Here is a 14478-nt window from a genome sequence, read left to right as displayed (position 1 = left end):
GCGACCGGTCGTCAGCCGCCGAGCGGGAGCGACCGGATGACGCGCCAGACGCCGTCCGGGTCGTGGTGGTAGAGCTCGATGCTCGCGACGGTGAAGGCGCAGCGGAACCCCGCGAGCCCCTCGAAGGCGCGGTCGAGCGCGTCGTCGTCGAGGTGGTGGGCGATCGTCACGTGCGGGTGGTACGGGAAGTCCAGCGTGCGCTCCACGGGCCCGCCGCGCACGGCGCTCTCGAGCCGCTCGCACTCCCCGATCCCCTTGGAGACCTGGACGAACACGACCGGCGAGACCGGCCGGAAGGTCCCCGTGCCGGACAGCACCATCTCGAACGGCCGGACCGCGCGGCAGACGTCATCGAGGTGGTCCGTGAACTCCGCGTGGTGCTCGGGCGGGACGACCGTGGGCGGCAGCAACGTCACGTGCGGCGGGATGGCGCCGGCCATCGGGTCGCCGAAACCGGCTCGGGCGGACTGCAGCTGCTCGCCCCAGGGTTCGGGGATGGTGACGGCGACGCCGTGGACGGGCACGAGCAGGCTCCTCAGCGCGCGGCCGGCAGCAGGCCGACGGCGTCCCGGACGCGGGTCATCGTCGCCGCCGCGACGACCGCGGCGCGCTCGGCACCCCGGGCGAGGATGCGGTCGAGCTCGGCGGGGTCGTCGAGCAGCTCGGCCATCCGGGAGCGGAACGGGCCCACGGCCTCGAGCACGACCTCGGCCACGGCCTTCTTGAGGTCGCCGTAGCCGCGCCCCGCGAACTGCGCCTCGAGGTCGGCCACGGGCGTCCCGGTGAGCACGCTGTGGATGACGAGCAGGTTCGAGACCCCGGCCTTGGTCTCCGGGTCGTAGCGGATCTCGGTCTCGGTGTCCGTGACCGCGGACATGATCTTCTTGCGCAGCCGGTTCGGCTCGTCGCTGAGCAGCAGCAGGCCCTTGTCGGGTGAGTTCGTGCCGGACATCTTCGACGTGGGGTCGGTCAGCTCCATGATCTTGGCCGACTCCTTGAGGATGTACGGCTCGGGCACGGCCAGCGTCGGGCCGAAGCGCGTGTTGAAGCGCTCGGCGAGGTCGCGGGTGATCTCCAGGTGCTGGCGCTGGTCCTCCCCGACCGGCACGTACGCGGCGTCGTACATGAGGATGTCGGCGGCCATGAGCATCGGGTAGGTGAACAGCCCGACGTTGGCGTTCTGGCCCTTGGCCGTCTTGTCCTTGAACTGCGTCATCCGGCTGGCCTCGCCGAAGGCGGTGAGGCAGTTCATGACCCAGCCGAGCTCGGCGTGCGCCGTGACGTGGCTCTGGCAGAAGACGGCCGAGCGCTCCGGGTCGACCCCGCCGGCGATGAACTGCGCGGCGGTGACGCGGGTGCGGCGGCGCAGCACCTCGGGGTCGGTCGGGACGGTCAGCGCGTGGAGGTCGGCGACGAAGTAGTAGGCGTCGAAGTCCTCCTGCAGCCCGACCCAGTTGACGAGCGCCCCGAGGTAGTTGCCGAGGTGGAGCGAGTCGCTCGTCGGCTGCATCCCGGAGAGGATCCGGGGGCGTGCGGCATCGGTCGGAGGCTGGGCGGGCATGGTCCCCATTGTGCCCTGCCGCGCGTCCCTAGACTCACCCGCATGACGAGTGCCGCCACCACCCACCGCGACGTCCACGGCTCGGCGCCCGAGGGCGTCTGGTCGGCCCCCGGACGGGTCAACCTCATCGGCGAGCACACCGACTACAACGGCGGCCTCGCGTTGCCGATCGCGCTGCCGCAGCGCACGACCGCCGCGGCGTCGCCCCGCGCCGACGACCTCCTGCGCGTGCACTCGGTCCAGACCGGCGAGACGGTCGAGGTCGACCTCGGCACCGTCGGCCCCGGCTCCCCCGACGGCTGGGCCGCCTACGTCGCCGGGGTCCTGTGGGCGCTGCGCGAGGACGGTCACCCGGTGCGCGGGATGGACGTGACGGTGACGAGCGAGGTGCCGCTCGGCGCCGGCCTGTCGAGCTCGGCGGCGCTCGAGTGCGCGGTCGGCGCGGCCGCCAGCGACCTCTTCGGGCTCGACCTGCTCGGCGACGACGACGCCCGCGCCCGCCTGGCCACGGCCTGCGTGCGGGCCGAGAACGAGGTGGCCGGCGCCGCCACGGGCGGGATGGACCAGTCGGCCGCCCTGCTCTGCCGGCCCGGCTCGGCCCTCCTGCTCGACTGCCGCGACGGCGCCACCGAGCACGTGCCGTTCGACCTCGAGGCCGCCGGGATGGTGCTGCTCGTCACCGACACCCGCGCCTCCCACGCGCTCAACGACGGCCAGTACGAGAAGCGCCGGCGGGCCTGCGAGGCGGCGGCCGCCGAGCTCGGGGTCGCGTCGCTGCGCGAGGTCGACCCGGCGGGGCTCGACGCCGCCCTCGACCGGCTCTCGACCGACGAGCTGCGCCGGCGCACCCGTCACGTCGTCACCGAGATCGAGCGGGTGCGGCAGGCCGTGGCCGCGCTGCGGGCGGGCGACCTCGACGAGGTCGGCCGGCTGTTCACCGCTTCCCACGCCTCGCTGCGCGACGACTACGAGGTCAGCTGCGACGAGCTCGACGTCGCGGTCGAGGCCGCCGAGGGCGCCGGCGCGCTCGGGGCGCGGATGACCGGCGGCGGCTTCGGCGGCTCGTGCATCGCGCTCGTGCCGCGCGACTCCGCCGACGACGCCGTCACCGCGGTGCGCGCGGCCTTCGGCGCCCGCGGGTGGGAGGAGCCGACCTGCTTCACCGTCACCGCCGGCGGCCCGGCCGCGCGCGACGCCTGACGCCGCGCCCGACGCCGCGATTGATCCAACGCCTCACACGACGGAGGGCGCCCCGCGACCGCGGGGCGCCCTCGCGTGAGTGCGGGGACTAGTTCGTCATCCCGGCGCCGACCGTGGTGCCGGTGGCCTCGTCGATGAGGATGAACGAGCCGGTCGTGCGGTTCTGCTCGTACGGGTCGACGAACAGCTGCTGCGTCGTCCGCAGCCGGATGCGCCCGATCTCGTTGAGCCCCAGCTCACCCGCCTCCAGGTCGCGGTGGAGGGTGTTGATGTCGAGCCGGTACTGCACATCCTTGACGAGCGCGCGCGCCGAGCGGGTGGTGTGCTTGATGGCGAGCTTGCGGCCGGGCCGCAGCGGGTCGCGCGTCATCCAGCAGACCATCGCGTCGATGTCCTGCGTCGGCTCCGGCGCGTTGCGCACGCGGCAGATCATGTCGCCGCGCGAGACGTCGAGGTCGTCCTCGAGCCGCACGACGACGGACATCGGCGGGAAGGCCTCGGCCACCTCCTCGTCGTACAGGTCGATCCCGGCGATCTTGCTCGTCAGGCCGCTCGGGAGGACGAGGACCTCGTCACCCGGCTTGAGGACACCGCTCGCCACGCGTCCCGCGTAGCCGCGGTAGTCGTGGTGCTCGTCGGACTTCGGGCGCACGACGTACTGCACCGGGAAGCGGACGTCGCGCAGGTCGCGGTCCGAGGCGATGTGCACGTTCTCGAGGTGGTGCATGAGCGAGGAGCCCTCGAACCAGGGCATGTTCTCGCTGCGCGTCACGACGTTGTCGCCCTGGAGCGCCGAGATCGGGATGACCGCGAGGTCGGGCACGTTGAGGCGCTGCGCGAACTGCACGAACTCCTGGCGGATGCGGTTGAAGGTCTCCTCGTCCCAGTCGACGAGGTCCATCTTGTTGACCGCGAGGACGAGGTGCGGGACCCGCAGCAGCGAGAGGATGACCGCGTGCCGGCGCGACTGCTCGGTGAGGCCCTGGCGGGCGTCGACGAGCACGAGGCCGAGGTCGGCGGTCGAGGCACCGGTCACCATGTTGCGCGTGTACTGCACGTGCCCCGGGGTGTCCGCGATGATGAACTTCCGCTGGGGAGTGGCGAAGTAGCGGTAGGCGACGTCGATCGTGATGCCCTGCTCGCGCTCGGAGCGCAGGCCGTCGGTGAGCAGCGCGAGGTCGGTGTAGTCGAAGCCCTTGGTCCTCGACGTGGCCTCGACGGCCTCGAGCTGGTCCTCGAAGATGGCCTTGGAGTCGAGCAGCAGACGACCGATGAGGGTCGACTTGCCGTCGTCGACGGAGCCGGCGGTGGCGAACCTGAGCAGGTCCATCAGAAGTAGCCTTCCTTCTTGCGGTCCTCCATGGCGGCCTCCGAGAAGCGGTCGTCGCCGCGGGTGGCACCACGCTCGGTGACCCGCGCGACCGCCACCTCCTCGACGATCTCGGCGAGCGTGCTCGCCTCGCTCTCGACGCAGCCGGTGAGGCTGAGGTCGCCGACGGTGCGGAACCGGACGGTGCGCTCGGTGACGACCTCGCCGTCACGGCACGGGTTGGCGGGGTGCTCGCTGAGGAGCATCCCGTCGCGCTCGAAGACGCGGCGGCGGTGGGCGAAGTAGATCGAGGGGATCTCGACCTCCTCGCGCTCGAGGTAGTGCCAGATGTCGAGCTCGGTCCAGTTGGACAGCGGGAAGATCCGCATGTGCTCGCCGGCGTGGAGGCGCCCGTTGTAGAGCGACCACAGCTCGGGGCGCTGGTTCTTCGGGTCCCACTGGCCGAACTCGTCGCGGTGGGAGTAGACGCGCTCCTTGGCGCGGGCCTTCTCCTCGTCGCGCCGGCCGCCGCCGAACGCCGCGGTGAAGCCGTTCTTCTCGATGGCGTCGAGCAGCGTGCCCGTCTGGAGGCGGTTGCGGCTCGTGCGGCCGTCGTCGACGACGACGCCGTTGGCGATGGCCTCGTCGACCGACGCCACGACGAGCGTCGCGCCGAGGCGCTCGACCCAGCTGTCACGCGTCGCGAGCACCTCGGGGAAGTCGAGCCCGGTGTCGACCTGGAGCAGCGGGAACGGCAGCCGCGCCGGGTAGAAGGCCTTCTCGGCCAACCGGAGCATGACGATCGAGTCCTTGCCCCCGGAGAACATGAGGACAGGTCGCTCGAGCTCGGCGACCACCTCCCGGAAGATGTGGATGGACTCCGACTCGAGCTCGTCGAGCTGCGAGAGCCGGTAGTCGGCATGGGTCTGCACTGGATGTTGCCTTCCGTGACGGGTCGCGGCCGACCCTACCCGCGACCGTGTACCCCACGTCGTGGGAATCTGCACCTCGGACACCGATTTGTGGGCAGACTGGCCCGGTGACCGCCGCACTGCCGACGACCTCCCCCCCGAGGGCGGACCTCGACGACCTGGTCCTGCTGCGTCGCGGGCTCTACGGACCGGACGCGTCGATGCGCCCGCTGCCCCTCCCCGACGACGTCCGCCAGAGCGCGATTGCCGCCGGCGGGCTCGTCGTCGTCGACCCCGAGGGCGTGCCGGTCGTCCAGCTCGAGGAGCTCGAGGACGCCGGTGGCCCGACCGTCACGGGACGCCCCCAGTGGCTGGGGTGGCCCTCGAGCCGCCCCTTCGAGGAGCTGCACCCCGCCGAGCCGGTCGACCTCACCGGCCGCCGGGTCCTGCTGGTGGACAACCCGTCCGAGGTCCCCGCCGAGGTTCCCGCCGGCGCCGTGGTCCTCGCCCTCGTCTCGACCTCGCTCGACGGGCCGTCGGGGGCCGTCGACACCGTCCGCGCGGCCCTCGCCGCGACGGGGGACCCGTCCCGGGTGCTCGTGCTGCCCGTCCCGCCCGGTGACGCCGAGCGCCGCCGGGCGCTCCTCGCGACCCTGGGCGTCGACGACGCGCACGCCGCGTCCCCCGCCGCCCCCGCCACGGACCGGAGCCCCGACGGGCTCGGAGGTGTCGTCCTCTTCCTCACCGGCTTCTCCGGGTCGGGCAAGTCGACCGTCGCCCGGGCGGTCTCGACCCGGCTCGTCGAGGACGGTCGCGCGCTGACCCTGCTCGACGGCGACGTCGTGCGTCGCAGCCTCACCGCCGGCCTCGGCTTCAGCCAGGCCGACCGGCGGACCAACGTGCTGCGCATCGGCTGGGTCGCGGCCGAGGTCGCCCACCACGGCGGCATCGCCGTCTGCAGCCCGATCGCCCCCGAGGACGAGGTGCGCCGGCAGGTGGCCGAGCGCGTGCGCGAGCGCGGCGGCCGGTTCGTCCTCGTCCACGTCGCGACCCCGCTCGAGGAGTGCGAGCGCCGCGACCGCAAGGGCCTGTACGCCGCCGCCCGGCGCGGCGACATCCCCGACTTCACCGGCATCTCGGCGCCGTACGACGTGCCCGCCGACCCCGACCTGCGCCTCGACACGACCGGGCGCGACGTCCCCGGCTGCGCCGACGAGGTGCTTGCGCTGCTCCGACCGACCGACGGGACCCACCGTGCTTGACGCCCTCTTCACCACCGACGCCCTCGCCGTCCTCGTCGTCGCCCTCGGGGTCGGTGTCGTCGTCGGCCTCACCGGGATGGGCGGTGGCGCGCTGATGACGCCGGCGCTCGTGTTCCTCGGCATCCCCCCGACGGCCGCGGTCGCCAACGACCTCGTCGCCGCCGCGGTCAACAAGTCGATCGGCGCCGCCGTGCACACCCGGCAGGGATCCCCCGACCTGCGCCTCGCGGGGCTGCTCGTCGTCGGCTCCGTGCCGAGCGCGCTCGTCGGCGCCTGGCTCGTCGGGCAGCTCGGGTCGGGCGAGGAGGCCCAGGAGACGCTGCGCCTGGCGATCGGCGCCACGCTGCTCCTCACCGCCGCCACGTACACGGCGCGGGTCTACGGGACCACGTTCCTCGGCTGGGGCCGGCGCGGCGACTCGGCCCGGCCCGTCAAGGTGGCGCCGACCGTCATCGTGGGCGCCGTCGGCGGCTTCCTCGTCGGCCTGACGAGCGTGGGCTCGGGCTCGATCATCATGATCTCGCTCCTCCTGCTCAACCCCGGGATGTCGGTCAAGCGCCTCGTCGGCACCGACCTCGTCCAGGCCGTGCCGCTCGTCATCGCCGCGGCCATCGGCCACGTCGTCGTCACCGGCGTCGACTGGGCGGTCCTCATCCCCCTCATCGTGGGCGGCGCCCCGGGAACCTTCGTCGGGGCCCGGCTGTCGTCGTGGATCCCCTCACAGGCGGTTCGCCGGGGCATCGTCATCGTCCTCACGCTCACCGGGCTCAGCCTGCTGCGCGTGCCTCCCCAGGGCGTGGGCGCGGCTGGCGCCGCACTGCTCGTCCTCGGACCGCTCGCCTGGGCGCTGTTGCGCGTCGGCCACGGGATGCCCGCCTTCCGCGGGTCGTGGTCGAGCACCCCCGACATCCAGCCGTCGCCACTGCCGGACGACCTCGCCGCCGACGGGTCGGATCGACCGTCGGACGAACCCTTCGGCGAGAGGAGAACCCGATGACGTTGCCCGACGACCACGCCGTCGCCGCGGAGGTGGCCGAGCAGGCCGGCGCCCTCCTGCTCGCCCTGCGCGAGGAGCACGCCGACCTCGAGGGGCAGGAGCTCAAGGACCTCGGCGACCGCCGCTCCCACGAGCTGATGATGCGCCTGCTCGGCGAGCTGCGCCCCGACGACGCGGTCCTCAGCGAGGAGGGCGCGGACGACCCCGTCCGCCTGTCCGCCTCCCGCGTCTGGATCGTCGACCCCCTCGACGGCACCCGCGAGTTCTCCGAGCGGCCGCGCGACGACTGGGCCGTGCACGTCGCCCTCTGGCAGGACGGTGACCTCGTCGCGGGCGCCGTCGGCATCCCCGCGCGCGGCGTCGTGCACCGGATGGACCGCCCGTCCCCGCTCCCCGCGCGCCCGGACGGCCCGGTGCGGCTCGCGGTGAGCCGCAGCCGTCCGCCGGCCTTCGTCGTCTCGCTCGCCGAGTCCCTCGGCGCCGAGCTCGTCGCCATGGGCTCGGCCGGGGTGAAGGCCATGGCCGTCGTCGACGGCACGGTCGACGCCTACGTGCACGCCGGCGGCCAGTACGAGTGGGACTCGGCGGCGCCGGTCGCCGTCGCGCTCGGGCACGACCTGGCGCCGACGCGGCTCGACGGCTCGCCGCTGGAGTACAACCGGGAGAACCCGTGGCTGCCCGACCTCGTCGTCGCGCGGCCGGAGGTGCTCGCCGAGGTGCGCGAGGCGCTCGACCGGCTCGCCTGAGCCGGGCGGACGCGGGTCGGGCGGGGCGGCTCAGAGGGCGTACTCGACGAGCACGGGCGCGTGGTCGCTCCAGCGCTCCGCGTAGCTCGCCGCCCGCCCGACGGAGGCGGCGACGGCGAGCTCGGCGAGCGACGGGGTGGCCAGCTGGTAGTCGATCCGCCAGCCCGCGTCGTTGTCGAACGCCTGCCCGCGCCAGGACCACCACGTGTAGGGACCGGGGCCGGGGCCGTGGAGGCGACGGGTCACGTCGACGAGGCCGTGCTCGGTGGCCCAGCGGGTGAGGTGGGCCTGCTCCTCGGCCAGGAAGCCGGCCTTGCCGCGGTTGCCCTTCCAGTTCTTGAGGTCGTCCTGCGTGTGCGCGATGTTGAGGTCGCCGGTGAGGACGGCGAGGCGCCCCTCGGTGGCCCACGCCTCGACGCGCGCGCCGACCGCGTCGAGGAAGCGGTACTTCTCGTCCTGGCGCGGCGTGCCGGCCTCGCCGGTGTGGACGTAGGCCGAGGCCACCGTGACGACCCGGCCGGCGACGACGACGTCCGCCTCGACCCAGCGACCGGCTCCGTCGAACTCCTCGCCGACGTCGGTCCGCACGTCCTTGACCGGGTGACGGGAGAGGACGGCCACGCCGGCGCGGCCCTTCGCGACGGAGGGGCTGTGGGCGAGCTCCCAGGACGCGAGCGGCGAGCCGTCGAGGGCCGCGCGCAGCTGGCCGTCGTCGGCCCGCACCTCCTGCAGCGTGACGACCTCGGCGCCGCTGGCGGCCAGCCACTCGACGCCGCCGCGGCGCTGCGCGGCCCGGATGCCGTTGACGTTGGCGGAGGCGACGATCATGCGGACCAGTCCACCATCCGCGGCCACCGCGGCCGGCGTCGGGGGCGCCGCACCGTCTGGTCACCCCGGGGCGACTCCGCTAGGGTTTGTCTTGACGTCAAGATAACCGCCACCACCGAGGAGCGTCGACGACGACCATGGCCACGAAGATCATCTACACCCTGACCGACGAGGCCCCGATGCTGGCCACGTACTCGTTCCTCCCGGTCATCGAGGCCTTCGCCTCCTCCGCCGGCGTCGACGTCGAGACCCGCGACATCTCGCTGGCCGGCCGCATCCTCGCCCTCTTCCCGGAGTACCTCACCGAGGAGCAGCGCATCGGCGACGCCCTCACCGAGCTCGGCGAGCTCGCGACGACGCCCGAGGCGAACATCATCAAGCTGCCGAACATCTCGGCGTCGATGCCGCAGCTCAAGGCGGCCGTCAAGGAGCTGCAGTCGCAGGGCTACGCCCTCCCCGACTACCCGGACAGCCCGCAGACCGACGAGGAGCGCGACGTCCGCGCCCGCTACGACAAGGTCAAGGGCAGCGCGGTCAACCCGGTCCTGCGCGAGGGCAACTCCGACCGCCGCGCGCCCGCGGCGGTCAAGGGCTACGCCCGCAAGCACCCCCACTCGATGGGCGCCTGGTCGGCCGACAGCCGCACGCGCGTCGCGACGATGGGCGCCGACGACTTCCGCAGCAACGAGCAGTCGGTCGTCCTCCCGGCCGACGACACCCTGACCATCCGCCACGTGGCCGCCGACGGCACCGAGACCGTCCTCAAGGACGGCCTCAAGGTCCTCGAGGGCGAGATCGTCGACGCCACCGTGATGCGCGCCGCCGCCCTCGACGCGTTCCTGCGCGAGCAGGTCGCGCAGGCCAAGGCCGACGGTGTCCTCTTCTCGGTGCACCTCAAGGCGACGATGATGAAGGTCAGCGACCCCATCGTCTTCGGCCACGTCGTCACCGCGTTCTTCCCCGAGGTCTTCGAGAAGTACGGCGACGACCTCGCGGCCGCCGGCCTCTCGCCGAACAACGGTCTCGGCGGCATCCTCGACGGCCTCGACGCCCTCCCGAACGGCGCCGAGATCCGCGCCGCCTTCGAGCAGGGCCTCGCCGACGGCCCCCGCCTGGCGATGGTGAACTCCGACAAGGGCATCACGAACCTCCACGTCCCGAGCGACGTCATCGTCGACGCCTCGATGCCGGCGATGATCCGCACGGCCGGCCACATGTGGGGCCCGGACGGCGAGGAGGCCGACACCCTCGCGGTCATCCCCGACTCCTCGTACGCCGGCGTCTACCAGGCCGTCATCGAGGACTGCCAGGCCCACGGCGCCTACGACCCGACGACGATGGGCTCGGTCCCCAACGTCGGCCTCATGGCGCAGAAGGCCGAGGAGTACGGCAGCCACGACAAGACCTTCGAGATCGAGGCCGCCGGCCGCGTCGAGGTCGTCGACGGCTCCGGCGAGGTCCTCATGAGCCACGACGTCGAGGTGGGCGACATCTGGCGCGCCTGCCAGACCAAGGACGCCCCGATCCGCGACTGGGTCAAGCTCGCCGTCACCCGCGCCCGGGCCTCGCAGACCCCGGCCGTCTTCTGGCTCGACGAGACCCGCGCCCACGACCGCAACCTCATCGCCAAGGTCGAGGCCTACCTGCCGGAGCACGACACGGACGGCCTGGACCTCCGCGTCCTCTCGCCCGTCGAGGCCGCCAAGCTCTCGGTCGAGCGCATCCGCCGCGGCGAGGACACGATCTCGGTCACCGGCAACGTCCTGCGCGACTACAACACCGACCTCTTCCCGATCCTCGAGCTCGGCACCTCCGCGAAGATGCTGTCCGTCGTCCCGCTGATGAACGGTGGCGGCCTCTTCGAGACCGGCGCCGGCGGCTCGGCCCCGAAGCACGTCCAGCAGCTCGTCGCCGAGGACTACCTGCGCTGGGACAGCCTCGGCGAGTTCCTCGCGCTGGCCGAGTCCTTCCGCCACGAGGCCGACCGCGGCAACGCCCGCGCCGGCGTGCTCGGCGACGCCCTCGACCGCGCCACCGGCACGCTGCTCGACGAGAACAAGTCCCCGGCCCGCCGGGTCGGCTCGATCGACAACCGCGGCAGCCACTTCTGGCTCGCTCGCTACTGGGCCCAAGAGCTCGCTGCGCAGACCGAGGACGCCGAGCTCGCGCAGGTGTTCGCGCCCGTCGCCGAGCAGCTCGTCGCGCAGACCGACGCCATCGAGGCCGAGCTCCTCGCGGTGCAGGGCAAGCCGGCCGACATCGGCGGCTACTACCGCCCCGACCCCGTCAAGGCCGCGTCCGTCATGCGCCCGAGCGGCACGCTCAACGGCATCCTCGACGCCCTCAAGCGCTGACCGCAGGCGCCACCACGCCGGAGGCCGGGCCCACCACGACGGTGGGACCCGGCCTCCGCCGTGTCCGGTCCCGTCGTCGGCCGGACGCGACACGTCCGGACGGACCCTCGACGGACCCGTGCGTCCGCGCCGCCGACGCGCCACACTGAGCGCCATGACCACACCCACGATGGTGCAGCGGCTCGGTGCGGAGCTGCTCGGCACGTTCTGGCTCGTGTTCGGCGGCTGCGGGTCGGCCGTCTTCGCCGCGACCTACCTCGCGCCCAACGTCGTCGCCGGCCAGAGCGTGCAGCTCGGCATCGGCTTCGTCGGCGTCGCCCTCGCGTTCGGCCTCACCGTCATGACGATGGCCTACGCCGTCGGCCACGTCTCGGGGGCGCACTTCAACCCGGCCGTCACCATCGGCGTCGCCGTCGCCCGGCGCTTCGAGTGGCGCGACGTGCCGGCCTACGTCGTCACCCAGGTCGTCGGCGGCCTGCTCGGCGGCCTCGCCGTCTGGGGCATCGCCCGGGGCAAGGACGGCTTCAGCGCGGAGGGGAACCTCGCCGCCAACGGCTTCGGTGAGCACTCCCCCGGCGGCTACTCGCTCGTCGCGGTGTTCGTCGCCGAGGCGCTGCTCACCGCCGTCTTCGTCTACGTCATCCTCGGCGCGACGGACTCGCGCGCCCCCGAGGGCTTCGCGCCCATTGCGATCGGCTTGGCGCTCACCCTGATCCACCTGGTCTCGATCCCGATCTCCAACACCTCGGTCAACCCGGCCCGCTCCACCGGCGTCGCGTTCTTCAACGGTGCGGGTGCGCCCGGCCAGCTGTGGGTCTTCTGGCTGGCGCCGATCTTCGGGGCGGCCATCGCCGGCGCGACCTTCCACCTCATCACCGGTGTCGACCGCCGCGACCGCGACATCTCCGGCGAGATCGAGGCCGAGGACGTCCGCGTCGCCGACGGCGTCGACCCCGACGCACCCCGCTGACCGAGCCGGCCACCTTTCACCCGCACCCCCTCCATGGGCGGGTGGGAGTGGCCAACCCCACCCGGCCGTGCCTGTGGGCGTCGGGCGCCGCGCTGATAGCGTCGAACCGACATACAGACTCGCTCGTCCGAAGGGGTTACATCCGTGAGCACCACGCCCGTCAAGGTGGCCGTCACCGGCGCCGCCGGCCAGATCGGCTACAGCCTCCTGTTCCGCATCGCGAGCGGTGCGCTGCTCGGGCCGGACACGCCCGTCGAGCTGCGCCTGCTCGAGATCACCCCGGCCCTCAAGGCGCTCGAGGGCGTCGTCATGGAGCTCGACGACTGCGCCTTCCCGACCCTCGCGAAGGTCGAGATCGGCGACGACGCGTCGAAGGTCTTCGACGGCGTCAACCACGCCCTCCTCGTCGGTGCCCGCCCGCGCGGCCCGGGCATGGAGCGCGGCGACCTGCTGGAGGCCAACGGCGGCATCTTCGCCCCGCAGGGCAAGGCCCTCAACGAGGTCGCGGCCGACGACATCCGCATCACCGTGACCGGCAACCCGGCCAACACCAACGCCCTCATCGCGATGAGCAACGCCCCCGACATCCCCACCGAGCGCTTCTCGGCGCTGACCCGCCTCGACCACAACCGCGCCATCTCGCAGCTGTCCGCCAAGCTCGGCGTGCCGGTCACCGAGATCAGGAAGATGACGATCTGGGGCAACCACTCGGCGACCCAGTACCCCGACCTCTTCCACGCCGAGGTCGGCGGCCGCAACGCCGCCGAGGCCGTGGGCGACCAGGACTGGCTCGAGAACACCTTCATCCCGACGGTCGCCAAGCGCGGCGCCGCCATCATCGACGCCCGCGGCGCCTCCTCGGCGGCCTCCGCCGCGTCGGCGACCATCGACCACGCCCGCACCTGGGTCGAGGGCACGCCCGACGGTGACTGGGTGTCGATGGCCGTCCGCTCCGACGGCTCCTACGGCGTGCAGGAGGGCATCATCTCCTCCTTCCCCGTCACCGTCTCGGGCGGTCGCTGGGAGATCGTCCAGGGCCTCGAGATCGACGAGTTCTCGCGCGGGCGCATCGACGCCTCGGTCGCCGAGCTCGTCGGTGAGCGCGACGCCGTCAAGGAGCTCGGCCTCATCTGAGCCGGCCTCCCCGGCGGCTCACCCCGTCGAGTGAACAGAACACGCCGTGCGGCCCTCGGGCTGCACGGCGTGTTCTGTTCGCTCGACGGGTGTCACGGGGACATCGACAAGAACAAGAAGGCCGCGAGCAGCGTCAGGTGCACCGTGCCCTGCAGCCGCGTCGCGCGACCCGGCACGACGGTCAGCACCGCCGCAATCATCGTGATCGAGAGCAGGACGATCTGCGTCGGCCCGAGCCCGAGGTGCAGGGGCGTCGGCACCCAGATGGACGCCACCGCGAGGGTCGGGATGGTCAGGCCGATGGACGCCATCGCCGACCCCATCGCGAGGTTGAGCGAGACCTGGATGCGCTCGCGCCGCGCCGCGTTGGCCGCCGCGATCGTCTCCGGCAGGAGCACGAGCAGCGCGATGACGACACCGACGAACGACACCGGCAGCCCGGCGGCGAGGACCGCCGACTCGATGGCCGGCGACTCGATCTTCGCGAGGCCGACGACCCCGACGAGCGAGAGCAGCAGCAGGACCAGCGAGACGCTCGCCTCGCGGTTCGTCGGCGGGTCGGCGTGGTCCTCCGAGTCCTCCTCCGTGACCGGCTTGCCCTGCTTGGTGACGGGAAGGAAGAAGTCGCGGTGGCGGACGGTCTGGGTGACGACGAACGCCGCGTAGAGGCTGAGCGAGGCGACGGCGGCGAAGACCAGCTGCGGGCCGGTGAACTCCGGGCCGGGCTGGCCGGTCGTGAAGGTCGGCAGCACGAGGCAGGTGGCCGCGAGGGCCGCGACCGTCGCCAGCGCGCCGCCGGTGCCCTCGGCGTTGAAGCGCGCGAAGCCGAAGCGGCGCGCCCCGAGCAGCAGCGAGAGGCCCATGATGCCGTTGACGGTGATCATCACCGCCGCGAAGACCGTGTCGCGCGCGAGCGTCGCGGCCTCGTCGCCGCCGCTGAGCATGAGCGTGACGATGAGCGAGACCTCGATGACGGTCACCGCGACCGCGAGGACGAGCGAGCCGAACGGCTCCCCGACCCGGTGCGCGACGACCTCCGCGTGGTGGACGGCGGCGAGCACGGCGAGGGCGAGGAGGATCGCGACGAGGACGACGACGAGCGTGCCGATGTCGCGGCCCCAGGTCAGGGCCAGGGCGACGAGCGCGACGACGGGGGCGGCCGTCCACGTCCTCGCGGCCATCGGGTGCGTTCCGGCGGCGGCCACC

Annotated in this window: 13 protein-coding genes; 7 read left to right on the top strand and 6 right to left on the bottom strand. The window is 73.0% G+C overall.

The features are described 5' to 3' along the window. Window positions 1–11: 11 nt before the first annotated feature. Entirely contained in the window at window positions 12–524 is a 513-nt protein-coding gene (locus LG324_RS07400) for a 2'-5' RNA ligase family protein (protein WP_030528721.1), read from the bottom strand. 11 nt (window positions 525–535) lie between these two features. Continuing rightward, the gene (trpS, locus tag LG324_RS07395; protein ID WP_404352758.1) at window positions 536–1570 is read right to left on the bottom strand and encodes a tryptophan--tRNA ligase; all 1035 of its coding nucleotides are present in this window, start codon (window positions 1568–1570) and stop codon (window positions 536–538) included. Window positions 1571–1603: 33 nt separating this feature from the next. Between trpS and galK the strand changes: the two genes are divergently transcribed. Further along, window positions 1604–2761 carry a galactokinase gene (gene galK, locus LG324_RS07390; protein ID WP_404352757.1) on the top strand — a complete coding sequence of 386 codons (1158 nt, stop codon included), beginning with the start codon at window positions 1604–1606 and terminating at the stop codon, window positions 2759–2761. Between the two features lie 88 nt (window positions 2762–2849). Here galK and LG324_RS07385 read toward each other — a convergent pair whose 3' ends face one another. Both LG324_RS07385 and cysD read right to left on the bottom strand, forming a co-directional pair. Continuing rightward, a complete protein-coding gene (locus tag LG324_RS07385; protein ID WP_030528724.1) occupies window positions 2850–4091 on the bottom strand; it encodes a sulfate adenylyltransferase subunit 1 in 1242 nt (413 codons plus the stop codon). Next, window positions 4091–5002, bottom strand: a complete 912-nt coding sequence (gene cysD / locus LG324_RS07380; protein WP_030528725.1) for a sulfate adenylyltransferase subunit CysD — start codon at window positions 5000–5002, stop codon at window positions 4091–4093. Before cysD ends, LG324_RS07385 begins: the two co-directional genes overlap by 1 nt. 107 nt (window positions 5003–5109) lie before the next feature. Between cysD and cysC the strand changes: the two genes are divergently transcribed. From cysC to LG324_RS07365, 3 genes are read left to right on the top strand one after another with little or no spacing between them, the layout of a single operon-like run. Continuing rightward, entirely contained in the window at window positions 5110–6243 is a 1134-nt protein-coding gene (cysC, locus tag LG324_RS07375; protein ID WP_404352755.1) for an adenylyl-sulfate kinase, read from the top strand. Beyond that, a complete protein-coding gene (locus LG324_RS07370) occupies window positions 6236–7240 on the top strand; it encodes a sulfite exporter TauE/SafE family protein (RefSeq protein WP_404352754.1) in 1005 nt (334 codons plus the stop codon). Before cysC ends, LG324_RS07370 begins: the two co-directional genes overlap by 8 nt. Continuing rightward, window positions 7237–7986, top strand: coding sequence for a 3'(2'),5'-bisphosphate nucleotidase CysQ (locus LG324_RS07365; protein WP_404352753.1), 750 nt, complete (start codon window positions 7237–7239; stop codon window positions 7984–7986). The genes LG324_RS07370 and LG324_RS07365 overlap by 4 nt, the downstream gene beginning before the upstream one ends. Before the next feature lie 30 nt (window positions 7987–8016). Here LG324_RS07365 and LG324_RS07360 read toward each other — a convergent pair whose 3' ends face one another. Continuing rightward, window positions 8017–8814, bottom strand: coding sequence for an exodeoxyribonuclease III (locus tag LG324_RS07360; protein WP_404352752.1), 798 nt, complete (start codon window positions 8812–8814; stop codon window positions 8017–8019). A 137-nt stretch (window positions 8815–8951) separates the two neighbouring features. Between LG324_RS07360 and LG324_RS07355 the strand changes: the two genes are divergently transcribed. From LG324_RS07355 to LG324_RS07345, 3 genes are all read left to right on the top strand, one after another. Then, window positions 8952–11168: an NADP-dependent isocitrate dehydrogenase gene (locus LG324_RS07355; protein ID WP_404352750.1), complete on the top strand. Its 2217-nt coding sequence runs from the start codon at window positions 8952–8954 to the stop codon at window positions 11166–11168. Between the two features lie 154 nt (window positions 11169–11322). Further along, window positions 11323–12138, top strand: a complete 816-nt coding sequence (gene aqpZ, locus LG324_RS07350; protein WP_207024555.1) for an aquaporin Z — start codon at window positions 11323–11325, stop codon at window positions 12136–12138. Window positions 12139–12282: 144 nt separating this feature from the next. Continuing rightward, window positions 12283–13272, top strand: a complete 990-nt coding sequence (locus LG324_RS07345; RefSeq protein WP_404352749.1) for a malate dehydrogenase — start codon at window positions 12283–12285, stop codon at window positions 13270–13272. 92 nt (window positions 13273–13364) lie between these two features. Here the strand turns inward: LG324_RS07345 and LG324_RS07340 are convergent, their stop codons facing one another. After that, entirely contained in the window at window positions 13365–14477 is a 1113-nt protein-coding gene (locus LG324_RS07340; protein ID WP_404352748.1) for a calcium:proton antiporter, read from the bottom strand. Between the last annotated feature and the right edge of the window lies 1 nt (window position 14478).

Origin of the sequence: Phycicoccus jejuensis (assembly GCF_044797865.1) — a bacterium.
GTDB lineage: Bacteria > Actinomycetota > Actinomycetes > Actinomycetales > Dermatophilaceae > Phycicoccus > Phycicoccus jejuensis.
Note: the sequence above shows the minus strand (reverse complement) of the source record. Positions and strands in the feature narration are given on the sequence as shown.